This is a genomic window from Mucilaginibacter endophyticus (assembly GCF_003351025.1).
GTDB classification, from domain to species: domain Bacteria; phylum Bacteroidota; class Bacteroidia; order Sphingobacteriales; family Sphingobacteriaceae; genus Mucilaginibacter; species Mucilaginibacter endophyticus.
Map to the genome: position 1 here is coordinate 63,170 of NZ_QPCG01000009.1, position 25,558 is coordinate 88,727.

The 25,558-nt window shown below is 42.7% G+C and carries 15 protein-coding genes; 7 read left to right on the top strand and 8 right to left on the bottom strand.

What is annotated here, in order from left to right:
• Complete coding sequence (locus DUL71_RS27520; RefSeq protein ID WP_114941047.1) at positions 1-2,796, top strand: TonB-dependent receptor; 2,796 nt, start codon at positions 1-3, stop codon at positions 2,794-2,796.
• Positions 2,797-2,877: 81 nt separating this feature from the next.
• Here the strand turns inward: DUL71_RS27520 and DUL71_RS32430 are convergent, their stop codons facing one another.
• Positions 2,878-3,747 carry a DOMON domain-containing protein gene (locus DUL71_RS32430; protein ID WP_208645662.1) on the bottom strand — a complete coding sequence of 290 codons (870 nt, stop codon included), beginning with the start codon at positions 3,745-3,747 and terminating at the stop codon, positions 2,878-2,880.
• Positions 3,748-3,847: 100 nt separating this feature from the next.
• Between DUL71_RS32430 and DUL71_RS27530 the strand changes: the two genes are divergently transcribed.
• Both DUL71_RS27530 and DUL71_RS27535 read left to right on the top strand, forming a co-directional pair.
• Positions 3,848-4,129 (top strand): ATP-dependent Clp protease adaptor ClpS, encoded by a 282-nt coding sequence (locus DUL71_RS27530; RefSeq protein WP_112568816.1) that lies wholly within the window; start codon positions 3,848-3,850, stop codon positions 4,127-4,129.
• Positions 4,130-4,148: 19 nt separating this feature from the next.
• Positions 4,149-4,697, top strand: a complete 549-nt coding sequence (locus tag DUL71_RS27535) for a histidine phosphatase family protein (protein ID WP_208645663.1) — start codon at positions 4,149-4,151, stop codon at positions 4,695-4,697.
• Between the two features lie 39 nt (positions 4,698-4,736).
• Here the strand turns inward: DUL71_RS27535 and DUL71_RS27540 are convergent, their stop codons facing one another.
• Positions 4,737-6,266, bottom strand: coding sequence for a glucuronyl esterase domain-containing protein (locus tag DUL71_RS27540; RefSeq protein ID WP_114941048.1), 1,530 nt, complete (start codon positions 6,264-6,266; stop codon positions 4,737-4,739).
• Positions 6,267-6,905: 639 nt separating this feature from the next.
• Here DUL71_RS27540 and DUL71_RS27545 point away from each other — a divergent pair.
• From DUL71_RS27545 to DUL71_RS27555, 3 genes are all read left to right on the top strand, one after another.
• Positions 6,906-8,735, top strand: coding sequence for an ABC transporter ATP-binding protein (locus DUL71_RS27545; protein WP_114941049.1), 1,830 nt, complete (start codon positions 6,906-6,908; stop codon positions 8,733-8,735).
• Positions 8,736-9,024: 289 nt separating this feature from the next.
• Positions 9,025-11,481 carry a TonB-dependent receptor plug domain-containing protein gene (locus DUL71_RS27550; protein ID WP_114941050.1) on the top strand — a complete coding sequence of 819 codons (2,457 nt, stop codon included), beginning with the start codon at positions 9,025-9,027 and terminating at the stop codon, positions 11,479-11,481.
• 13 nt (positions 11,482-11,494) lie between these two features.
• A complete protein-coding gene (locus DUL71_RS27555) occupies positions 11,495-12,784 on the top strand; it encodes a carboxypeptidase-like regulatory domain-containing protein (protein WP_161964522.1) in 1,290 nt (429 codons plus the stop codon).
• Positions 12,785-12,790: 6 nt separating this feature from the next.
• On the opposite strand, the gene DUL71_RS27560 is transcribed toward DUL71_RS27555, so the two are convergent.
• Positions 12,791-13,819, bottom strand: coding sequence for a glycoside hydrolase family 53 protein (locus tag DUL71_RS27560; protein ID WP_154402488.1), 1,029 nt, complete (start codon positions 13,817-13,819; stop codon positions 12,791-12,793).
• Between the two features lie 154 nt (positions 13,820-13,973).
• Here DUL71_RS27560 and DUL71_RS27565 point away from each other — a divergent pair, with 154 nt between their 5' ends.
• The gene (locus DUL71_RS27565; protein WP_114941153.1) at positions 13,974-14,534 is read left to right on the top strand and encodes a thioredoxin family protein; all 561 of its coding nucleotides are present in this window, start codon (positions 13,974-13,976) and stop codon (positions 14,532-14,534) included.
• Between the two features lie 352 nt (positions 14,535-14,886).
• Here the strand turns inward: DUL71_RS27565 and DUL71_RS27570 are convergent, their stop codons facing one another.
• The 5 genes from DUL71_RS27570 to DUL71_RS27590 all read right to left on the bottom strand — a co-directional run bounded on the left by DUL71_RS27570 (position 14,887) and on the right by DUL71_RS27590 (position 25,454).
• Positions 14,887-15,987: a phytase gene (locus tag DUL71_RS27570; protein ID WP_114941053.1), complete on the bottom strand. Its 1,101-nt coding sequence runs from the start codon at positions 15,985-15,987 to the stop codon at positions 14,887-14,889.
• 59 nt (positions 15,988-16,046) lie between these two features.
• Positions 16,047-17,300 carry a right-handed parallel beta-helix repeat-containing protein gene (locus tag DUL71_RS27575; protein WP_114941054.1) on the bottom strand — a complete coding sequence of 418 codons (1,254 nt, stop codon included), beginning with the start codon at positions 17,298-17,300 and terminating at the stop codon, positions 16,047-16,049.
• Between the two features lie 34 nt (positions 17,301-17,334).
• A complete protein-coding gene (locus tag DUL71_RS27580) occupies positions 17,335-20,106 on the bottom strand; it encodes a TonB-dependent receptor (protein WP_114941055.1) in 2,772 nt (923 codons plus the stop codon).
• A 258-nt stretch (positions 20,107-20,364) separates the two neighbouring features.
• The gene (locus tag DUL71_RS27585; RefSeq protein ID WP_244228853.1) at positions 20,365-22,008 is read right to left on the bottom strand and encodes a tetratricopeptide repeat protein; all 1,644 of its coding nucleotides are present in this window, start codon (positions 22,006-22,008) and stop codon (positions 20,365-20,367) included.
• Between the two features lie 329 nt (positions 22,009-22,337).
• Entirely contained in the window at positions 22,338-25,454 is a 3,117-nt protein-coding gene (locus DUL71_RS27590; RefSeq protein ID WP_114941056.1) for an AsmA family protein, read from the bottom strand.
• Between the last annotated feature and the right edge of the window lie 104 nt (positions 25,455-25,558).

The window sequence follows — 25,558 nt, forward strand, 5'->3', positions numbered from 1 at the left end:
ATGAAATATCTACGTGCAATCCCCTTACTCGTATTATTGCTGCTTAACTTAAAATCATTTGCTCAAACCGATAGCAGCTTTTTGAAAAAAGCCGTTGCACTATCAAACAAACAATTAACCGACAAACCCACTGAAAAAGTTTATCTGCATTTAGATAAGCCATTTTACAATATCACCGATACCATCTGGTTTAAAGTTTATACGGTAACCGGTGCCGAACATCAATTATCAGATATAAGCGGCGTGGTACATGTTGAACTTATTAATGCCAAAGATTCTGTTGCCCGGCGGATTAACCTGAAACTTACCAACGGTGTGGCCTGGGGCGATTTTGTATTGCCCGGCAATTATAAAGCCGGCAGCTACCGTCTGAGAGCATACACCAACTGGATGCGAAACCAGGGAACTGCAGCCATGTTTGATCAGCGGATCCAGGTAAACGGCCGCCCGGTTTTCGGAGCAAATCAACCACAAAACCAACCTGCTACAGAAAATAAACCTGACGTTCAGTTTTTTGCAGAAGGTGGAAGCCTGGTGAATGGTCTAAGATCTAAAATAGCAGTTAAAGTAATTGGCCAAAACGGACTTGGGCGGGATGCCAAAGGCTCAATAACCGATAATGACGGTAACGAAGTTGCTGAATTTGAAACCACTCACCTCGGTATGGGCATATTTGCGTTGCTTCCACGGGCAGGTAAAACCTATAAAGCGAAAATAGCAACAGACGGCATTCCTTTTTTTACTGTTGATCTTCCCAAAGCCGGCGATGAAGGTTTTACCATGACAGTGAACAATCGGCTTACTGACAGTATTAATATCAAATTAACAACCTCTTCTAAAACCCTCGGGGCAAAGCAGCACGCTTACTACTACCTGGTTGGGCAGTCGGGAAGCAAGGTTTATTACACTACTTCTTTCAAACTTGAAGACCCCGGTTATTCATTCAAGATTGAAAAGAAACGCTTTCCATCAGGGATAGCCCAGTTTACCTTATTTGGTGCCGATGCAGAACCACTTAATGAAAGGATAGCGTTTATACGCGCCAACGACACATTGAAACTTAAGTTGAATATAGCCGCTCAAAAATTCGCGACGCGAAACGCAGTATCTGTGGTTATGGAGGCCGCTAATAACGCCAGCAAGCCGGTAGTTGGCGCTTTTTCTGTATCTGTAATAAACGAGAGCCGTATTCCTTTTAATCAAAATGCCGAAAGCACCATACTCAATAACCTGCTCCTGACATCCGACCTTAAGGGATATATTGAGCAACCTAATTACTATTTTAATAACATTACTGATAAAACCGAAAGCGACCTGGATATGCTCATGCTTACACAGGGCTATCATGGTTTTGAGTGGCGCAAAACTTTAAGCGAAAAACAGGAACAACCAGATTTTAAAGCCGAAAAATCCCTGAGCCTTGCAGGGGCACTACAAACCCCGGGGGGAAAGCCGATACCCAACGGCAAGGTTACATTGCTGGGCAACAGGGAAAACTTTTATGCAGATACCGTAACCAACCTGAATGGTGATTTTAAATTTGAAGATGTTGATGTTTCAGACACTTCCCACCTGCTGGTTCAGGCCCGCAAGCAAAACGATGGAAAAAATGTAACCATATTTGTTAAGCAGACCGATTATCCAAAAGTTGAAAAATTAAGCGATATAACAACCAAATGGCAGCCGCCTTCAATATCGGAGTTGATGGCATCTTCTATTCAGCAAAAAAAAGACTCACTGCAAAACGGGGTTGTGCTTAATGAAGTAGTAATAAAGGATAAAAAGCAATTTAAACCTACTCAGTTTAACGGCAACAACTCCTTCCAACAGCGCGCTGTTAATATGGCTAAATTAAGAGTGGACAAAGACGCTTCATTAAAGGATGCATTATACATGAATGAGCCCCTTGCTCATATCAACGTATCTGCGGCCAAAAATGACATTCTTAACGGCAATGGAACAATTATAGTTGACGGAGCAGCATTAGACGCGTCATTGCTTTCAGTTTACAGAGTAGATGAAATAGAAAGTGTAAGTTTAATATGGCAGCCACCTATTAGTGATTCAAACCATCCGCTAATTTATATCACTACCAAACGATACGCAGGCACAGATACAACTGTTTTAAAAGAGGTTACTATCCGCTCTACCAAAACAAATAAAGCAAACTATAGAGGTTACTCTGCAGGAAAATTAGGCCCACCACCAGACCAAGTTATTATGGGCGAAAAACTTGTGGGATGCACTAAACTATCCGACTGTCTGAGAAACCAGATTTTTGGGGTAATATTTGATGTAAACGGAAATCCCATCAATAGCCGCGACAATAAAAAAATGGCGATTCTCCTGAATGGTGCCGTATTAGATGGCAGCGTTTTGAATAGTATTAGCGCGGCGGATGTTTATAGCATAGAAGTTTTACGCGGAGCTTCCTATGCAGTAGCGATTGGTTCTGAATTTCCGGGAGGTGCCCTTGCTATTACCACCAAACAAGGTGGAGATAATTATGTAACCGGTGCCAGTTCGTCACTAGGTGTAATTACTTATCCTTTTAGAGGTTTTTATAAAGCCCGTACATTTTACTCGCCTAAATACACTGCAGCAAATGTTAATACCAATACCCCTGATTATCGTACCACAATTTTCTGGGAGCCCAACATTGTTACTAATGAAACGGGCGAAGCATCCTTCAGTTATTTCAACGCCGATACCCGTGGTATTTACCGGGTAACCATTGAAGGCATCGATGCCAATGGTAATCTGGGCAGACAGGTTTACAGGTATAAAGTGGAATAGTTTAAGTTGGAAGTCCGTAGTGGGAAAGTCCGAAAGATTTGAGCAATGCTTATTTCTTTCGGACTTTTTCTTTTAAAAAACTTATTTGGAGCTTAAATAATATTTCTCCCAAAAATCAACCGATTTTGACATTTCGCCGGCTCCTCCTGCTGCTCCACGGCCCATGCCGCCGCCCATGCCTCCACGGCCACCCCTTCCTCCACGACCGCCACCCATGCCACCGCCCATTCCACCTCTGCCACCACGACCGCCGCCGCCAAAGCCGCCGCCATCATGATCGCCTTCTCCTGCCCCACCACCGGTTGGCCGTTGAAAACCATTTATTTTAAAATTGAAAGCCCATTCACTTTTAAAAGTATCGTTACCGGCATGAAAAAAACTTAATGGAATAGCAGCCTCATAAACCAGGTCGCCGTTGGCATCATAATTTATGGCAGTTTTAATACCATAGGTGTTGGATGTGGTGATCATGTCACTCTCTATATCCTTAAAGCCAACAACCTTAATATATCTTAACTTGGTTATGCGTTCGCGCATCAGCTCGTCACGATCTGCCTGAGTAATCTCTCCGTTATCATCTTTGGGCTTTGGAAACTCGGGCTTTTCGCCAGGGGCGGCTAACGGAAAAGTAAGGGTAAAACTATCTTTCTTTTTTCCTTTGGGATCTATAGTTAAAGTAATACCGGCATTCAGCACTTTCATTTTATCAAGCCTGTCACTCACCCTGATGGCGGCATACAGGTAATCCTTATCATTAGCCAATGCATAATTTAACTTCTTTTCGTCGTTATAATAACGCAGACTATCGCCCCACTCCTTCAGGTCGCCGTCAACATTGATGTTAGCAGGCGGGCCTTGCAGATTGTTTTTTGTGTTTTGAGCAGATGAATGATGAGCGGTTAAAAGTTGTGCAGCTAATGCCAAAGCAAAAGCCGGGTATGCCTTTTTCATGTGAAATTTTTTAGGGGTTTGTGTGTAACATGATTTTTAAGACCATGGAACACGATTTTAACACTTTTATTATTGTTTTTGAGTAAATTTGTAGTTACGTATGCCAACCGAAGTACAGGAAGAAACATTTACCCTCGAAGAGTTACTTGCAGGACTTAAAGAGACACATCGTTTGATACTCTGGAACGATGATTTTAACACTTTTGATCACGTGATCCACTGTATGATGAAGTACCTGGATTACTCTGAACCGCAAGCCGAAAAGATAGCTTGGAAAGTACACAATGAAGGCAAATGCGCCGTACTTGAAGGCTCCTTTACCGAGATGGAGATCTACCGCAAAATCCTTCAGCAGGAAGGGTTAACAGTTTCTGTTGAATAAAACGCTAACCATAACCGGCATGATAAAAAGAACATTCATACTTTTTTTAATAGTCGGTTGGGCCAGCCTCACCGCCTGCGGCCAGGGGAAAAACCTGAAACTGGTATTTATCCGTCATGCCGAAAAGCCCGAAGTAGGAGATAACCTTTCCTGTGCCGGCTTTAACCGTTCGCTTAAACTGCCTGAGGTTTTAAAAGCCAAATTTGGTTTGCCCGATCATATTTATGTACCGGCAATGCACCAGGGCAAATCAACCCCGAGGTCGCGTATGTTCCAAACTATCTCGCCATTTGCTGTAAAATACAACCTTACCATCAACAGTAGTTTTGAGGAAGAAGATGATAACGGCATGGCCAAGGAGCTTACATCAAAAAAAGGCACCATCCTTATTGTTTGGGAACACAACGAGCTTAAACCTTTGCTGAAAGCTTTAGGCCTTAAAGTTAAAGACCTGCAATGGCCCGATAATGATTTTGACAGCATCTGGATAGTGACCTTCAAAAAAGGTAATCCATCGTTAACACAGGATAAGGAAGGAATTACACCCGCTGCAGGATGCAGTTTTTAAAATCCTGTTTACAATTGATGCAAACATGCGCCTTTAAAATCATTTATTTTTATCTGCACCCTCCTTGCCATAGCCCATCAGTTTATTTGCCCATGCAATAAAATATTTTACGTTTGGCGCATCGGTATGGCCTCCGTCGTGCTGCCGCCAGGCCAGTTCTCCATTAAGTAAACCGGTATTTACCGGCGGCATTTTTTCAGTTTTGTAATCACTTGAAACACCAAGGTCCTTTGCGCCAAGCAGCTTAAATACCGGGCCGGCGGCTACAGTTGCCATATAACTCCCCTGCTGATCGAGCCATTTGGCATCACCTTGCTCAGGGATACCGTAGCTAATAAAAGTAAGTCGTGGGGCACACAAGGCAATCAGTTCATGCGCATCTACCGGAATGTCTTTTGCGGTTTTGACGCCAAACTTACCTTCTGCAGCGCCATATTTCATAAAGTTGCCGGCCATCCAATAATACTCGCCCCCGGTAAGGCTTTCAACCGCCTCGCCAAAATTGCGGCGGTGCAGCTTTGCCCCACCCTCTCCCGACGAACCAATCAATCCCATTGCAAACCGCTGTTCAAAGGCCAACGTTACCAGCGCCGCCTTTCCATAGCGGGATACCCCTTCAATACCCACATGTTTAGCATCTACGGCGGATTCTGTTTCCAGGTAATCGAGGGCGCGTGCTGCTCCCCATGACCAGGCGCGCAAAGCCCCCCAATCCTCAGGTTTTCGCGGCTGACCTTTGTTTACCAATCCAATAATTCCTTTGGTTAAACCTTCGGCATTATCCGCCTGGATCGAAGCAGGATCTATCAGTACATACCCCCAGCCGTTGGCTATCAGTTGAGTGGCTGTCGGCGGATCACCTTTCATCGTCGGAAAACCGCCTGGCCCAAAGGGAGATTGTTCAGCTATCGGATTATAAGCCGGATACTGTTCAAAAATAGTTTTCAGTTCAGGATGATCTTTTACCAGTAATTCCTTTAACGCGTTGTTAACCTTTTCAACATCAGCAGCAGGGGGCTGCGCCGGTGCAGGTAAAACACTTCGGCCAAACATCATCAACACCGGAACCGGGCCTTTGGCATTGGCGGGTAACACCACAGTCATTTCAATGTTTACGTTAATAAGCGGATATACCGCGTTGTCAACATGCCCTATCAGTTGTTTGGCAATCACCGGAAAGAAACCAACGCGCTCTTTATCAGTCACTTTTACTGTCCATGTTACTTTGGGTACATCGGCGGGGATACGACCGTAAACTTCGCGCTCCATATCTTCCACAATCTCGGGGCGTCTTTGCTTCCACCACATTTGGGAGGTAGTAACCTTTTTGCCGTTTTTTAAAGTAAGTACTTCGGGCAAATCCGGATAAGGGTTTGCTAACGATTCGTCATAATTGGCGTGGTTGGGAGCCGATTCATCGCCACTGGGACCATTACGCAATGTTTTAATTCCCAATTGTTTCATCATATTCTGATGATCCTGATCGGCTGTAAAGTTTACCGGCGGGGTATTTTGCGCCTTTGCCATCACGGCATATGTGAGTAAGAAAAACAAAGCTGTGGTTTTCATTTCTTCTTATTTAAAGATTGTTATCATTTATCGCTGGTACACAAAGGTGATGCAGGCCTTTTTTTGTACAATTCTACACCATTCGGATTATCAGTCCTGGCATACCTTACATAAATCATGTATGTATTTTATCATTCCAAACCCTTATTTGTCTCCCTTAACAAAGGCCTTTGCCCCAAACAAACTTTTTATCAGCACCGGCTATCACAAATTGCGACAGATCTTCTCCGTCCCATGCACAGTACTGCATCAGTAGCTTCACTGGCCTCATAACTTTGAAAAATTGAAATTTGCGGTTTATCCTACCAAGATAGAAATAAAAATTAATTATTCAATCGATTGCACAAATCTATTTCAAACGAAATAAGTTTAGTTGTTAAACGATTATAAGTATACTGATGGCATGTACTTTAATAGTATTTATCTTACCAAAGTAGGAAATGAAAGGAAATCATTCAATCGATTGCGCAAATTGATCTTTATTTACTTTCAACCTGTACAAAATTTAAGGCATCAAAACAGATAAAATATCTCCCTATTTGAGGCACCATAAGTTTAGTCAGTAAATGTTCATAAGTATGCTGATTATCTGCATTTGAATATTAATTTGTTTAACATCGCACTTATTAAAGGTGGCGGATGGCTAAAACAAGAAATATCAAACCCGAGCAAAAGATCTCATTCAAAGAACGGCTGTCTGCACTAAGTAACCTTCCTGAATTTTTCGGGCTGGTTTGGCAAAGCAGTCCGGGCAAAACAACAATGAGCTTTCTGCTGCGTATTATCCGTTCGGCTATGCCGGTTGCCCTATTGTACGTTGGCAAGCTAATCATCGACCAAGTGGTATTGCTTAACCGCCACGGGGGAAGTCAGCACGAATTATGGAAATTGGTTATCATCGAATTTTTGCTGGCTATAGTAACCGACGGCTTAAACAGGATGATAAGCCTGATAGATAGCCTGCTTGGCGATCTTTTTTCTAACTATACATCCATGCGCATCATGCGCCATGCGGCCACACTTGATCTCGAGCAATTTGAAGATTCTATATTTTATGATAAACTGGAACGGGCAAGGCAGCAAACCGTAGGCCGCACGGTGCTTTTATCGCAAGTAATGAGCCAGATACAAGATTTTATATCCATCGCTTTTCTGCTTACCGGCTTATTAACTTTAAACCCCTGGTTAATCCTGCTATTACTCGTATCCATTATCCCGTCATTTATGGGCGAAAGCTATTTTAACAGTCAAAATTACGCTTTAACAAGGAGCCAGACTCCTGAAAGAAGAGAGCTGGATTATGTACGCTACCTGGGCGCAAGCGATGAAACGGCAAAAGAAGTTAAGATTTTTGGCCTTGCTGATTTTATCATCAACCGCTTTAAAACGCTATCAGATAAATTTTATACCGATAATAGTAAACTTGCTGTAAGACGCTCGGCCTGGGGCACTTTCTTTTCTGTTTTGGGTAGCGCCGGCTATTATACGGCTTATGGGTTCATTATTTATCAAACGGTTACAGGTAAGTCTTCGGTAGGTACACTTACTTTCCTTGCCGGGTCTTTCCGGCAGCTTAGCAGCCTGATGGAAAATTCGTTAAACCGTTTTACATCGGTATCACAGGGAGCCATCTACCTCAATGATTTTCATGAGTTTTTTGAGATCAAACCCAAAATTACTGTAGCCTCATCTCCTTTGCCATTTCCAAAACCGATAAAGCAAGGCTTCACATTTGAAGATGTAGGCTTCAAATATAACAATACCGAATCATGGGCCAACCGGCACCTGAACTTTACTTTGCAACCCGGCGAAAAAATAGCATTGGTTGGTGAAAACGGCGCAGGCAAAACTACACTTGTTAAATTACTTGCCCGCTTATATGACCCTACTGAGGGGCGTATCCTGCTGGACGGCACCGACCTGCGAAACTACGACATTGCCGATCTCCGGCTAAACCTCGGTATTATTTTTCAGGATTATATCCGTTACCAGATGAGCTTTTCGCAGAATATCGCGGTTGGAAATATTGATGAGCAGGCCAATATTGAATTGATCCGCAAGGCAGCACATGAGAGCCTCGCCGATACATTGGCTGCCAGACTTCCATTGGGATATGACCAATGGCTGGGCAGGCGGTTTAACGAGGGGGTGGAACTATCTGGCGGGGAATGGCAAAAAGTTGCGCTGGCCAGGGCTTATATGAAAGAGGCACAAGTGCTTATTCTTGACGAGCCAACAGCCGCTCTTGATGCCCGTGCTGAGTACGAGGTTTTCCAGCGTTTTTCGTCTTTAACCCGGGGCAAATCGGCAGTGCTTATTTCACACCGGTTTTCAACAGCAAGGCTGGCCGACCGGATCATTGTATTAGAAAGGGGCAGTATTCTTGAAGCCGGCACACATGAACAGCTTATGGCCAACAATGGCCGCTATGCCGAACTTTTCAACTTACAGGCAGCCGGATATCAATAAAAAATTCAGGAGCTATCGATTAATCAAATTTTGCTTCGCTGACATATTTCCCTTTGTCGTTCGGCAAGTTTTTTATCCAATATTCTTGATTACCAGCCGGTACAACAACAACTTTCGTGTAAAACGAGATAAAACAACCAAACAATGAGAGTATTTGACTAATAGGTTGAATAAATAATAAGGCATTTTTATCTTGCTTTAAACAGCCAGTTATAAACAATCAAGTGTCAGTACGCACTTGCTCCGGCTTACCGATACCGGATTTTAACAAACCATTACCTATTGCCTTATGATCATTAAAAAAGGTTTGCTTTTTCTCCTGCCCGCTATTTTTTTCAGGATGGTTGCTTTTGGTCAAACAGTAAGTCCTGAAAGCAGAATCTTCCCGCTTTTACAACAATTGGGAGAGAAATTTCCGCAGGAAAAAGTGCACCTGCATTTGGATAGAAATTATCACTCAAGCGGCGATACCTTACGCTTTAGGGCTTATGTAGTAAATGCCCAAAACAATCAGCTTACAGACCTAAGCAAAGTATTATACATTGATCTTTTAAACAATCAGGATTCCCGTGTTATCGAACTCCGGTTTCCTATTGATGATGGCGGCGTATCCGGTTGGGTTGCCCTACCAGACAGCTTGGAAAAAGGCACTTATACCTTACGCGCCTACACCGCCTGGATGCGAAATTTCAAACCTGAATTATTTTATCGTACCACCTTAAAAATAGACAACCCGGCAAATTCAAAACAGAATATCTCCAGAGAAACCCAAAAGACAAATAGTAAAGAACTCCACAACATTCAATTTTTCCCCGAAGGTGGTGATCTGGTAAACGGTATTACATCAGTTATAGCATTTAAAGCCATTGGCAATACGGGATTGGGCGAAGATGTGTCAGGAACAATTACCGATGAAAGCGGAAAGATATTGTCAAACCTTCAATCTTCATTTGCGGGCATGGGCAGGTTTAATCTTACACCTACTCAAGGCCATAGTTATGAAGCCCATGTCAGGTTTAAGGATGGGGTTACAAAAAAGATCACTTTACCCCCTGCCTTACCCTCCGGATATGCTTTGGCTGTAAATAATCAGGATAAAGCTAATGTGATTGTACAAGTGATGGCCGGTGGCTTAAACACTACTGAACCGGTTTGGCTGGCCGCTCAGGCAAACAATAAGCTGATCAGCTTAACAAAACTTAATCTTACTGGCAATCAGGGCAGTATTTCCATCCCAAAACGAACGCTACCCACCGGCATTGTTCAATTCACCCTTTTTAATAACCTTTCAGAACCTAAAGCCGAACGTTTGATATTTATAGACCGGCATGATCAGCTACGGTTAAATGTAGGTACGCCAAAAGTATCATCAACAAATTCTGTTATTCAAATCCCGATTGAGGCTACAGATCAGTTAGCCAATCCGGTTAGCGCAAATTTTTCAGTTGCTGTTGTAAACAGAAAAGCTCCGGTTGATAGCACAACCTCAACTCCTTCTATTTTATCCGATCTGCTGTTGACATCCGATCTTAGTGGCTACATTGAATATCCCGACCATTACTTCAAAAGCCGGGAACCGCAAATCAGCTTACAGCTCGATAATTTAATGCTGACACAGGGTTGGCGAAGATTTATATGGAAAGATCTTTTAGCCGGTAAATTTCCGGATGTGATTTACCCGGCTCAAACACAACAAACGTTAAGCGGCAAAATACAAACAGGCAAAGGCTCAGCTTTATCCAAGCAAAATGTTATGCTGGTATCAAAAGGCGATTCGGCATTTACAATACGCACCGTGACCGATAGCAAAGGAAGGTTTACTTTTAATTTGCCCGAACTGCAGGAGCAACATCAATTTTCGGTAATAGCATCTACAGATAGTAAAGATATCAACATTATTCTTGATCAATTTGCACCTGCCGATTCAACCAGCCATGTTATAAAGGAAGAACTGTCAAATTACCCTGCACAATCCCCAACTAATCAAGCGCACACCATCAAAAACGGAACGCGCCAGTTAAGTGAAGTTGTGGTGAAATCAAAAAAACTAAGCGCCACTGAAAAGGCTGTCGCGCCATCGGCAAACTTTAATGGTGCAGGAAATGCCAATCAAATCATAACCTATAAAGACCTCAACCATTGCGATAACCTGGAAATTTGTTTGGAGGGAAGATTAGTGGGCGTATATTTTAGAATAAAAAAAGACCCGTTTAGCCATGGCTATACAAAAGTGCCTTACAGCACCAGCGGATTGAACAAACCAATGTTATTTGTGCTTGACGGAGTTCCGATACAGCCAGGCCAGATATCCTTAAACAGCATACCTGCACGCGATGTGCAGAGTATAGAAGTACTGCGTTCAGGCTCATTAATTGCAGCTTATGGCCTGGCTGGCAGCGGCGGTGTGTTGGTGATCACCACGAAAAAAGGTGGCATTAATTATAATGAGATGGATGAGCCGGAGGATATCACGGTTACATCAACACCTGGTGTAATTAACTTTACTTATAACGGTTATCAAAAATACCGGGAATTTTATGTGCCGAAGTATCCTGTAGCCGATAGGACAAAAAGGAATTCGCCCGAAACTCTGTTTTGGAACCCGGTAGTAAAAACTAATGATAAAGGACAATCGGTATTGGAGTTTCCTGTTAGCGCTGAGGTAAAAAATATAGCTCTTACGATTGAAGGTATTTCAGACGATGGAAAAATAGGTTATCAATACCAGGAATATGCTATTAAATAAGAGCAACAGGGTCATGAAAAAAGCACTAACTATCATTTTTTGTCTTTTTGTTATTCATGCTTTTGGCCAGCAGCAAATTAGCGGTAAGGTAACCGATGAAAAAGGCAGCCCGCTGGTAAACGCAAGCGTATTCGTTGCTGAATCAAAAAACGGCACAATGACCGATACCAGCGGGCATTTTAAACTCACGTTGCAGGCCAAAGGGAATTTCAAAATTGTAGTTTCTTATATCGGCTATAAAACCACCGCCAGGGCATTAAACACCAGTTCTATTTCATCAAACATTGATTTTGTTTTAACTCCCGTAAGTCATCAACTAAAAGACGTAATCATTACGTCTAAAGCCAATGATAACTGGAAACGTTGGGGAGCAATGTTTACAGAACAATTTATCGGCACATCGGCATTCGCCGCACACTGTACCATTACCAATCCGGAAGCGATTGGTTTTGATTATGACAACGCCAAACAGGAGCTTCATGCCTACGCCTCCGAACCATTAATTATCAGGAATGAAGATCTTGGCTACCTGGTATCGCTGACACTGGTTGACTTTACATTTTACACATCAAAAAACGAAGTCGATTACCAGGGGTATTATCTGTTTAAAGAAATAGACGGAAACGAACGGAAGAAGGCTACCTGGGAGCAAAACAGGCTGAAAGCTTATTCATTGTCGTTTATGCATTTTACCCGGGCGTTATACAACGACAAATTAAAAGAAGAAGGTTTTGAAGTGCGGCAATTTAGCGCGGGAAACATCAGGGAAAAAGAAAGAATTGAAAAACTTTATGCACAAAAACTTAACACATACCTGGACTCGGCAAAAATTGAGAAAAACAAACTCTTAGACACCAATCAAATAGCTTCCAAAATATTCAACAAAGACTCGTTGCGGTATTACAAAAAAATACTGTCTGATAAATCCGAAATAAAAATGAGTGAGCCATTACGGGCAAAAGACATTTCTGCAAAATCAGAAAATAACATTACCTTAAATTTTAAAGATCAGCTGCAAGTCGTTTATAAAAAGATTAAAGAACCGGAAGAATATTATAACTACCGTAACCACGCCGCCCTAACCACCGAAAGCACAACGGTGCAAAGCAGCGGCATAAGTACAAGTCAGCTGGTTATGCCCAACAAACAGTATCCTTTCACCGAGCTACTGCTGGAGAAAGGCATCCCCGTAGAAATTACAGAAAATGGCTATTACAACAATACCAACCTGTACCTGAACGGCTTTTGGGGATGGTGGGAAAAAATGGCAACCAAATTGCCTTATGATTACGAACCTTATTAACGCCTTTTATTTATCTGCAATGTGATATTGAGTTTTGACGCTATCATAAGTAGCCATATGTGCATTGGTGTTTCCTTGTTTATCAACAAAGGTTTCGCCCCAGCTAAAGGGCTCCCAAATAAAAGTTCCTTTAACCTTATTGCCGGGTAATGAAAACGCGACGTCATTCACCTCGCGTTTGCGTTGTGAATATTCAACTACAATAACGTCTTGCTTATAACGGGCGTTAAGATCTGTCAGATTGTTCCGTAAACTATCGGGCGTGCCATGCCATTCGGGATAATATGATTCGCCAATAATATCGAATTTAACCCCTCTCTTAAGCATATTATCAACAAAGTACCTTGACTCGGCATTTTGCCCGCCACAGGCTATATGCAGCATAACCTTAATCTTGCTGCTCACCTCTCTTACCGTATTTGCACCGGACTTCAGGAAACCGGCCAGTGTATCCAGGTTTTTAGCGCGGCCATCGGGCCATAAAATACCATGATTAATTTCATTGCCTACCTGCACCATATCGGGCAGTGTGCCCTGCTGTTTAAGGGCAAGCAGGGTAAGCCTGGTAAATGCTTTTATAGAATCCTGTAATTGCTGGTTATTGAGATTTTTCCATGCGGCCGGCTTATATTGATGGGCTGGATCCGCCCAAGTATCGCTGTAATGAAAATCAAGCAAAAAGCCCATTCCGGCTTCCTTAATGCGTAAAGCCATCTTTTTGGTATCCTCTAAACCACAATAGCCCTTTACCGAATAGCCGCTATCGGCTTTGGGGTTATTAAAAACGCGAAGCCTCACGTAGTTAAAGCCATGGTCTTTCAAAATAGTGAACGGATCTTTGCTTACGCCATTATCATAAAACTTATGTCCTTCGGCTTCCAGTTGAGGGATAAAGGAAATATCGGCCCCCATAATCAACTTAGACTTAACGGGAACATTTTTAGCCGGCGAAGATTTATAAGCCGATAATGCCCCTATACTTATGATAATTAATGCTATCAGTAATATTTTGTTTATGCTAACCCTGGCTCTCATATTGGCTGTATTGATAACCAAATTTACATAGTATATTTTATCATAGCCCTGTAAAGGTTATAGAAATTGACCTGCATCAACAAAATTACCCTGCACATTATTTAATTTCATATCGTAAAAGGAATTGCCATACATGGCGCCAAATGCAATTATTATGGATTTCACAGCATATCAACAGCTATTTTTCGATATTTTAAACAGCCCTAATCCCCCGGCTCCGTATGATAACCCGGATTATTTAAATTATACAAAGCTTAATTGGTCGCGCCAGCAACGCTGGCTAAAAGTAGGGATATTAAATCCTGATCTGACTGCCGCTATTGAAAAGATCAGTAAACCACAAACATGGACGGTAATTACCGAAGCCTGGTGCGGCGATGCCTCACACACTATACCGTTTCTGCACCGTCTTTCGGAGCTTAACCCGCTTATTAAAGTTGATTACGAGTTAAGGGATTCGCCGCCATTTTTGATTGAAAGCTACCTTACCAACGGCACCCGGTCAATCCCGAAGATCATTATCTCGGATGAAAACAATCAGGACCTGGGCACCTGGGGCCCGCGACCGGCAGAATGTCAGCGCTTATACCTGCAAATGGTTAAAGACCATGTTGAAATGAGCGAGAAGAAGATCGTGTTACAAAAATGGTATAATGAAGATAAAGGCGTAAGCTTTCAGCTGGAGTTTTTGACGATTATTAATCAGATACTATGATTCTGGCCAAAAAGATAAAAAGGTCGTCATTGCGAAGAATGAAGCAATCCCAAACTATACAGAGCGGCTCTGCTAATCGGGGATTGCTTCGTTCCTCGCAATGACGATTCCTTATGTTTTGTTGTTATTTTACCTTCAACTCCTTGCCGTCCCATCAGGGTCTCTCGCAGAGGACCCTGATGTATACGCCATGCAGATTCATTGTTCTAAATATCCCGTTAGATGTTTAGAACGCGGCGAACCTCAGGGTCCTCTGCGAGAGACCGACCCTGAGGAAACACGGATTTGTCCAGTGAGAGGCGCAAATATGCGTCGCTACACAAAACTGAATTTTCAAACATCTGTTACTACGCTATTTTACCTTCAACTCCTTACCAGCTATATCTTCCCAGCGGTAATAGTGAAAAGTTTTATCGGTACTCATCACCACAAAAATGCCATGCTTAAAAGTATCATTTAACGGAGTAGCAATCACGTCGCTGCCATCACTTTCCCTTGCGGCAACGTTGGCAATTTTCAGCAATTGATGCTCAAAAGGATTTGCTTTGGTACCCTCTCTGCTAAAAATCTGAAAGCGGTTAGAGCCCTGGTCGGATACCAGGATATAGCCTGTTGTATCGGTTAATTTATAAATCGAAATCCCTTCGTGATCGGCCTTAAAGCCAGAGGTGCCGAATATTGCCAGTTCCTGGTCGCCTTTTTCAGGATCGGCATAATACTGGCGTACACCTACCTGCTCATCTGAATAGTAGATATAGCCCAGCTCGTTATCAACAGCAATTGATTCTATCTCTTTTTTGCCACTGTATTTACCAAACTTACGCACCAATGTAGCTTTTACATTGCCGGAGCCATCATCCTCAAGCAAATACTGCCAGATGTATCCCCCGTTTTGCGGACCATTTTTGCGGCCAACGATAGCGTACATCTTGCCATTTTTCGCGGTATAAATAGAGATCCCCATTAAATCGCGGTATTCCAAACCGGTTTCACCAACAAAAGCATCTATACCGCCATTATCTACAGGTTTCATATCCGGCAATGAATAGATCCGGAGTTTGTGGGTCATGCGTTCGGTAGTAATAACAATATCTGTTGGTTTACCGCCCAGCATTAAACCATAGGCAAGGTCGACATTGTTTGGGCGTTTTAAACCATGCACAACTTTATCCTTAATAATTTTGCCCTGCAAATCGAACACGAACAGCGCACCTTCGCTATTTTTATCGGTGCCGATAATAAGGCTTTTAGACGGATCAGCGGGGTTAACCCATATTGCAGGATCATCGGTATCATACAATACCGGTTCGGTAATAACTACGGGTTTTATTTCGGGGGCTGTGCTGCCGGGGATAGTAAGGCCTTTACTGTTACGCACCTGGCTCTGACCGCAAGCGGTATTACCTATAGCAACAGCAAGCGCTACAAAAGCTAATTTGCTTAATTTATTCATTGATCATTATTAAAAAAATGATCCTGCCGGGGTACGCAGGATCATTGCGATGAGTTAATTTATTTTGTTCCGAAAGCGCCGATATAGGTAGCCGGATCAGGAGATACGTAAGTTATCCCGTTTACGGTAATACCGGCAGCATGATGGCGGGTAAAGTTGGTTACGCCGTGATTTAAGGCCGGAGAACCGCTTTGTAAATGGAAATCCCAGTTGGTATCAAAAACAGCATTCAATACCGGGGTTGATTCTGGGTAGTTAACAAATTTAGGATCGTTATCACCTGCTTTGGTACCTATCACTTCGTTAACACCGCCAATAATATCTTTTGATGGCTGGAACTGGTTTACCGTGGTTTGATCATAACCATAGTAAAGGTTATTGCTGATCACGGTACGTTTATCTTCGGTAGATTTAGTATCGCGTTTGATGCCGAAACGGGTATTTGCAAACAGGTTATTGCGGATATCTGCACGAACATTGTTCTCCACCCATACCGAACCACCTTTAGCCGATGGCCTGCGCCAGCCGGTGTTTACCATGGTATTATTATAGCAAATGATATAAGCCTGCGGATCACGGTCGCCAGAGTTTGATAGCTTCAGGGCGTTGGTATTGGCACTGTAAACAAAGTTAAAACCAACATCGGCCAAACAGCCAGATTTAAAGTTCATGGCCTCACCACCGGTAACGCCGGTAGTGTAAAAAGTATTGTTGGCAAAAATGATCTTACCACCTTCAATGTAAGTACAATCTTCCTGGAAGTTGCGCACAGTTGAGTTTACCACAATAAGTTTACCGTTCACATTTGAGAACCAAAGCGCAGGCAGGTTTTCGCCCGCGACAGCCTTGTAAAGTCCCATCTTTACCGATGACGAACCATCAGACGTAGTGTTACCACCGTACTCCAAAATAGTATGGTCAAGTACCAGCTCGGCACAGGTTTTGGCTGCCAGAATGCCGCCCCACATTTTTCCGAATTTTTTAGCATCGGTACGGTATTCCGGGTTTACGGTTATCCTTACCGGATTTTCGGCTGTACCTAAAGAGTATAAGTTACCTTTTACTATAAACTCAGGTTTTGCTATGGTATCCATCAATACAGTTACACCCTCTTCAATAGTAAGAGATTTACCTTCGGGAATAATAATATCCCCTTTAATGATCTGCGTACTGCCTTTTGCCCAAACACCTGATACCTCACCACTTGCCGAACCATCGGCAGAGCTCGTGTCAACATCAAGGTTAGCTTTTCTGCAACTGCTAAAGGCTATAGCCGATAGCAGCACTGCCGCGAATATTTGTTTTAGTTTCATTGTAATGCCTTTTATTTATAGTTGATAAATTAAGTTAGAGTTTATAGCGAACACCTATCAAATACGTTTGCTTATAGTAATCGCTACGGATCAATGTTTGACCGTTTGCTACGATGTTATCATCTTTCAATGTCGCGTTTTCAGGGTTGGTACCTTTCAGGAACAACTTAGCCGGGCTATTAAGCAAGTTGCCAGCCTTGATAAATACGCTCAGGTTATTTTTGAAACGTTTTTCTGCAGATGCATCCATCTGGATAAAGCCGCGCTGCCAAAGGTCGTTGTTCAGGAACTGCGATACGGTATTGATGCGCGGCCCGGTGTAAGATCCGGCAATTTGTGCATCCCAGCCTTTTTTAGTGTCCTTATATAAAAATGAAAGGTTAGCAATATGCTCCGACTGACCATATAGCGGCCTGGTTTGGTTTACCGAAATCTTGTGGGTATCGCCTGTAGTGGCATCAGTTACATAAGTATCTTTAGGTGTAGTGATGCGTGAGTGGGTGTAAGTATAGTTTGCCTTTACACCAAACTTGTTAAAGAATTTGGTAAAATCAAGCTCCAAACCGTAGTTCTTAGCTGTACCAAAGTTGCCCGGCACATAATAGGTATCCTGACCACGTGTGGCATCAGCCTGGAAGCTGTACTCAATAGGATTTGTGATCCTTTTGTAAAACGCGCCTGCTAACAATTGCATGCTTGCGTCCGGGAACAACTCATACCTTAAATCATAGTTATCGGCAACGGCATGTTTAAGGTCGGGGTTACCACGCTCGTTATACTCGTCACCAATTCTTCCACCCGGAATAAGCTCATAAAAGCCCGGTCTGTTGATTGATTTGAAATAAGAAGCATGCAATTGGTGTTTATCGCTTAAAAAGTATTTCAAGGTTAAGCTTGGCAATACATCGGTATAGGTTTGGTTACCGCTTGGTCTTGACTCGCCCTGAGGGAAAAGCATCCTGTAGCCCTGGTCTGTATGTTCAACACGTGCACCGCCAACTACCTGGATGGTTTTTGTAGTAAATTTAAACATACCATAACCTGCGCCAATTTTTTCAGATGCATCATTGGTTAAAGAATTATTTACAGCGCCAGCCGGGTTAGTTACGTTAAAGTTGAGCTGGGTATAATTTGTAAAATCGGTACCGTACAACGCACTTGGGTTGGCGGCAGTAAGGTTGTAGTTATTATAGAAGCTGGTACGTTCTTTATCACGATATAAACCACCGGCAGAGAAATCAACATTAACACCAGCAATAGGCGCGGTGTAAGTAAGGTCTAAGTAACCTGCTTTGTCCTCATCGGTATTGCGCTCCCAACGGTGGGTAAGCGATGTACCGTTTGTAAGATAAGTACGCCTGTCAACAAAATTTTCGCGCACACCATTTAAGCTGATGGTTGTGTTGTTAGGCACTTCGTTTTCGGCCGAAGAGTAAACTGCCGACCATTGTACTTTTAATTTATCGTTGAACAGCTTATGATCACCACGTAATGTTCCGCTGTAAATTTGTTGTTCGGTAAAACGGCTGCGGGTTGAATAACCTAACTGCGCGTTTCCTTTGTCCGGGTCGTAATCAGTTGAAAAACTGGTAGATTTTTCGTCACGAACCTGGATACTGGTTAAGTTAACATAAGTATTAAAGAAGCTCAGTTTATTGCGGCTGTCTAATACGTAATCAATTTTTGAGAATACGCCGTAACGTTTTTGCTGCTCAGAGTACTCCCTATCGGCACGGCTGGTTACGGCGGCATACTCGGCTGTTGGAACAACTTTAGTGTTATAAAATACACTGTTGCTACCGCGATAGGTGTTCTGGTAACTACCGGCTACTAACACGCCCAATTTGTTGTTAAAAAAACGCTGACCTAATGACAAGCTACCAACAACATTTGGCGAAGGGTGTTTCAGCGTATAGTTTAAAGTTCCGGTACCAAAATCGGCCTGGGTTGCCTGGTATGCTTTACCGTTAAGCTCATAAGGCGATTTGTGGTTGATACTTGAATAATCGTAGCTCATAAACTTACGATCTAAAAGCAACTGGCTGTAACCACCGGCAATATTGGCGTTTACTTCAAAGCGTTCAGGAGCATCCTTCATTACCAGGTTAACAACACCGCCAACAGCGTCACCTTCCAAATTAGGTGTTAGCGTTTTATAGTATTCCAGCCTTGATAGCAGGTCGGAAGGGAAAATATCAAGCGGTACGTAGCGGTATTTGTTATCAGGACTTGGGATTTTGATGCCATTTACCAGGGTATAGTTATAACGCTTATCCATACCACGTAAAATAGGATATTGAGCATCACCGTTGGTATTACGCTCAACTGATACACCAGATACGCGGGAGATCACGTTAGCCACTGTCAAATCGGGAGATACTTCGATAGCCCTGCCCGATACAATGTTCATTACCTGTGTAGCTTGCTGCTCAATACGGCGGGCCGTCCTTTCGGTCGAGCCATTTCCGTGAGATGATACGGTGATTTCCTGCAATTGCTTGTTCGATTCTTCGAGGTATACTTTCAGGTGCGGGTTATCATCTTTAGATACTTCTACCTGTTGCGTTGTGGTTGTGTACAAAACATAAGATACCCGTACCGTATAAGAACCTTTAGACAAATTCTTCAATTCAAACGAACCATCCAGACCAGTGGTCGTGGCAATCTTCGTTCGGTCGAGACTTACGGTGGCCCCCACCATAGGCTCGCCGGTTTTACGGTCATAAACATGACCTTTTAACTTTTGTGCGTTAGCGGCGGTAACACACAAAAGCAGGAGTAATAATGTTTGTAAGTATTTTTTCATTTTGCGAAACGATTAATGCAATTGTGATTTGCTTTTTGACGGCGCAAAAGTGTTTAAACCAACAATACATCTGTTAAAACATGCCGTTACAAAAAGGAAACAGCGTTACATGAGGCGTATACGCAACAGCAGCACAAAATTACAATTAGTTGATTTTCAATAATATAACAAAAACACAAACCTCCATTATCATTCAGTTACCGTTACATTAAGCTAATGTTAAGCTGCAAAAAGACAAAGAAATCAACAGCAATTAAACTACAGGGCCTGTATAAAAGTGGTAAGGTTTTCACCCTGATCAATATTGAGTTTCTTACGCAAACGGTAGCGGGCAACCCGCAAACTGTCAATAGAGATGCCTAATAACCCGGCAATATCCTTTGAATCCATATTTACTTTAAGCAGGGCTATCAAACGCAGATCTGTTGAGGTAAGATCATTGCTCTGTTGCTTCAGTTTGTCAAAAAAGCTCTGGTGAACCTGCTCAAAAGCAACCGTAAATTCCTTCCAGTGCTGTTCGTGGTTAAAGCTTTGATTTATTTGCTGAATGATTTGCTGCATCTGGCGTTTCTGATCGCGCTTATCCTCCTTCACCATATCCTGCAAAGTATTGCGCATACTCTCCAGCAACTGGTTATTCTTAATGAGGTTTAATGTATGTGACGATAACTCCTGCCCTTTAAGTTCCAGTTGCTGCTTAAGGCTTTCCTCCTGTAGTTGTTTGTTCTTAAGTTCAAGCTCCATTAAATCGCGCTGGGCTTCAAATATTGACCGGTTTTGCTCGGCCAAAGCACGCTGGTCGCGCATTTTAAGGCGCTGTCTACTGAAGGTTACAAAACCAAGTATAATAAGCAACAAGGAAATAGTAACACCTGCAATGGTGACAATTTGGTTGGTTTTACGGATATTGTTAAGACGAGTGATCTCATCGCTTTTTTTATCCATATCATACAGCACTTGCAAAAACGAGGTTTGCTTCAAACTTTCCCTTGAGTATACATCAAGCGAATACTTACGGCTGAGCTCAAGATAATGGTAAGCGCTATCCATACGGTTAAGCAGCTGATATGATTTCCCCAGATCGCGGCAGGAAGCTGCTAACTGGTACAGGTTTCCTGTTTTTAACGATAGCGCATAAGCCTTGCGCGATTGCTGGATTCCCGCTTCATATTTGCCGGTTTTCCTTAAAATATCGCCGATATTATTGATCACCTCAATACTGGCAACCTCATTATTGTACTTATTATAGATCTCTAATGACTTTTTAAAGCAGGAATATGATGAATCGTAATTGGCCAGATCTTCATGGATACTGCCGAGGTTCTCATAAATTTTCGCCTGCCCGTAGTCGTCACCTATACGCTGGTAGCTGTTCAGGGCCAGGCGCTGGTAGTAAAATGAGCTATCATATTTGTGATGTTTCTCATACAAATGACCAATAGCACCCAATATTTCGGCCTGCCCTTTTTTATTATTTGTCGCCTTGTAAAGGTTTAACGCCCGGTTATATAATTGAAATGATTTATCCGACTGCCTGTTGTAATAATACAGGATTCCCATTTTGCCCCAATTTTCGGCCAGCAGGTCCTTATTACCTATCTGTCCAAATACTTTATCGGCATGCAAATAAAAATCGAGTGCCTGCGCGTAATGGCCCTGGTTAAAACAGATCTGCCCCATTTGCTGCAGGCTCATACCCGCTGTAAGGTTATCGTTATCCTGAATTGCATCGGCATGGATCTTTTTCAGAACGAGCAGTACAGAGTCGGGATGCTGCTGCGCAAGTAACTGTAATTTTTCAAACCGATCCGTTTTGCTTAACTGAGCCCGGGCCGCTGTACCAGATATTAATACAAACAGGTAAAACGTAAGTTGAATAATCCTGATGTAGCGTTTAATCATATCTGAAAATTGAGCAGGTGCCATTGCAAAGAAGTCGCCCTCAGCTACCTGAGCATAAAAAGGCAAACAAAAAAAGCATTTCAATATGAACTTAATGTTAACTAACAGCCATGTGTTAACTATTTTACATTCATTGAATAGCAATGGCAGTTTTCTAATTCCCTCCCCCGGGAGGGGTGTGTTGGAATTGTGTGTTGGCAGGGAGGGGTTTATACAGCTTTGCTACGACAGAGACATCTCGCTGAAACCCCTCCCTACACCCTCCCAAGGGAGGGAATCGCACTATCCAACGCTTTTTTCTCTGTCAACTATGACAGCCTCAAAGTCTCTTACTCTTCGTCCTGCGTTTCTTTCAGCTCGTCTTCTTTTTTGCCTTTGCCCAAATGGATAATAGGTTTGTCCTGGGTGCCGGTGATGGTCATCGGGATTCCGAAAATGCCGAAAGGCGGCAATCCCAGCCTGAATTTCAGGTTCAACTTGCCATCCAAACCTACCTGTCCTTCAAACCTCGGCCTGAAACCTGCAATGCGCATTTTGGTGCGCTCAATGGTCATGATGTTGTTGGCTATGGTTGATTTGATATCAACCTTTTTAACATCCCCATGCCCAACACTGTCGTGCCCGGTTTCTTTACCTACCGCACTCAGCAATTTCAATCCGTATACCTTAACCTGTTTTACAGAAAGTACGCCGCCGCCTTTTAATGACGGATAAACAGGTTTCATATCGCTGTTGAGCTTACCGGCCAGTTTATAATCTAACGATACAACACCTTGTACATGCGCCGCCGAGGTTGCCATATCATGGAATAATTTAATCTCGCGGTAAGCACGCTGAATGTCAAACTCTTTGGCGTTAATATGGTAATCAAAAAACGCTTTCTGCAGATTGATGCTACCATAAGTGGCGTCCATCACTACAGGTGCACCTATCAGGCTAAAGCCGGTTTGCTTAAGTATGATCTGTCCGTTGGTAATGTTCATCGCACCTTTGGCATCGCTGATATCCAAACCGTTGTACTTTACTTTTTTTACATCAGCGACAAAATTAAGATCGAGATTGGAAGGCACCAATATCACACCTGATGATTTGGTTGGCTTGGCAGATGCCGGCACACCGGCAAAGGCCATAAAATCATCGGCTATGATCAGATCGCTCTTCAGGTTAAACTCCCCTTTTAAGGGCGAATTTGGTTGCATGGCATAACCTATCACGTTGGATAAAGCACCGTCAAGCACCACTATCGATTTACCATAGTTTGCCTTGAACTGGTCAAACTTCATTTTATCCTGGTTAAAGCTGAATACACCGTTGGTGATAAAAAACGGTTTCGGGAACAGCTCGGTTGTAAGCTTGATGTTTTTCACCTTCATGCTACCCGAATTGTCCAGCTTATCATAATGGCCCGAGGTAGCATCGCTTTGTTTCCCTTTCAATTTAAAGTTGGTACTTACAAAGCCATTTACATCATAACCTTTAACGGCAAATACCTTATAAATTTTACCCAGATCAAGGCTGCCTCGCGAGGCTACGTTATAATCAAGGTCGTCAAAATTGCGGAGATTAGCCCTTAGCAAAAATGGCTGTCCTTCAAAGTTGAACGATACCGGTTTAATATTCACTTTAAGCCCTTTCAACGAGCCTGTATTGTTAAAGATATTCACGCTAACCTGCACGTTTTGCATTGGGTGCGGGTAGTATTTGGTTTGGATATACCCGTTTTTCAGGTTGATCTCCGCATTTGTAACCGGGAAGATGCGGCGGGCTGGAATATACCTGCCTTTGCTTTGCAGGTTAGCGTCAAAATCACCACGGAAATCAATGCTGTCAACCGGGTAAAACTGCTTGATATCATCTAAATGAAATTTAGCATTCAAGCCGGCATCAATTAAGGCTCCAGCCTTATTGCTTAGTTTCAGATAGCCTTTTATGTAATTATTAAGTGCATTAATGTTCAGGTTACGCACATCCATAGTGGCATTGGCAATGTTATGATCTGGACAGGCGGCATCCAGATCAAAGCTGATATTATTGATAGCTTGCGGCAGCTTGCTGTATTTAAAATACCCGTTCCTGAACGTCGACTTAAGTTTAAATTGAGGAATACTGGTTATCACGGTATCAACCTTTTGCCTTAGCCCTGTTTTCCTGATACCGGTAGTGTATTTACCTTCGGCCAGTAAATGTAAACCATACCTGCCTTTTACCTGGAATGGCTTAATACCAAAAACCTTGTACCATTGCTCCAGATCAATTTCGGTATTCACTTTAGCATAAATGTATGGCGATTTTATCCCCCTTACTTTCAGCACCGAACCAAAATAATCCTTACCAATATTAAAATAAACCGAATCTATATTTAATTTTAAACTGTCGGGGTTAAGACCGGGCAAACTTGCATCCATGTTCAGGTACAAGTTTTTAACCGGTGCAGGGGTACTCTTGTTAACGATGGAGCCGTCGCGCACTTTCATGCTGATACCCAGGTTAGGCATAATATTTTTTGAGGCGATGTACTTTCCGCTAAGATCAAGCTGGATGATGCCGTTACCGCTGATATCCATGTTATCAACATATTTGGCATATTCATCCGGTATGGCGGTAAAAACATCGCCAAGATCATTTTGATCGCTCCTGATCTTGAAATCCATATCATAGCCATCTTTCAGGAACTCAAACCGGCCTTTAAATTTAACCGGGAGCTTGTTAATCAGCAGGTCGTTTTTTTGAAATGCGAAGGCCAATGATTTGGTGTTGATACTGGTAACCAGATCGGCATTTACTTTTTTCTTAAGCACGTAAGCTTTGTTACCGTAATAAAAATCAACCGAAGCGGCATCCACATGGCTGTAAAGGTCAAAGATATCCTTGCTTAAATCACCGCTGCCTTTATAATTGAGTTCCCGAGCGTTGATTTGCATTGGCAATGAGCGGTCGTCATAAACCAGATGGCTTTTATCTATCAGAATCTGCTCAATTCCTAATGATGCGCTTGCGGTATCCGCTTTGTTATCTTGTTTTGGAGGTGATGACTTATAAACGTTATAGTTGGCTTTGCCCGCGCTATCCACCTGTATGTTGATCAGTGCATGATCAAGATAGATCTTGTTTACATTGATCTTGCTTTTGAACACTGAAGAAAGATCAATAGCCAGCGAAATTTCCTTAGCCGAAACCAGCGTATCATTCTGAAAAGGCACGCTACCATTCAGCACAAAATCATTAAGTGTGAGCGTTAGCGACGGGAACTTTTTAAAGAAAGATAAGCGTGTACTTGAAAATGAAAGTTTGCTGTTTACGCTGCCGGCCGCCCATTGTTTTATTTTTTGCGTTACAGTTTCGGGAAAAAGGTAAGGCAACAGGAACATCAACAGCAATAAACTAACAACGGTAATAGCGCTTATTTTAAGCGTTTTAACCAATACTTTTTTCAAGGGGAACGGCATATGAAATTATTATAGCTAACGAAGCATGAAAATAGTCATAAAACCTAATTATTGGATATCAAATTATGATGATTGTAATGTTAGGGGAAAGTGACGGGGATAGG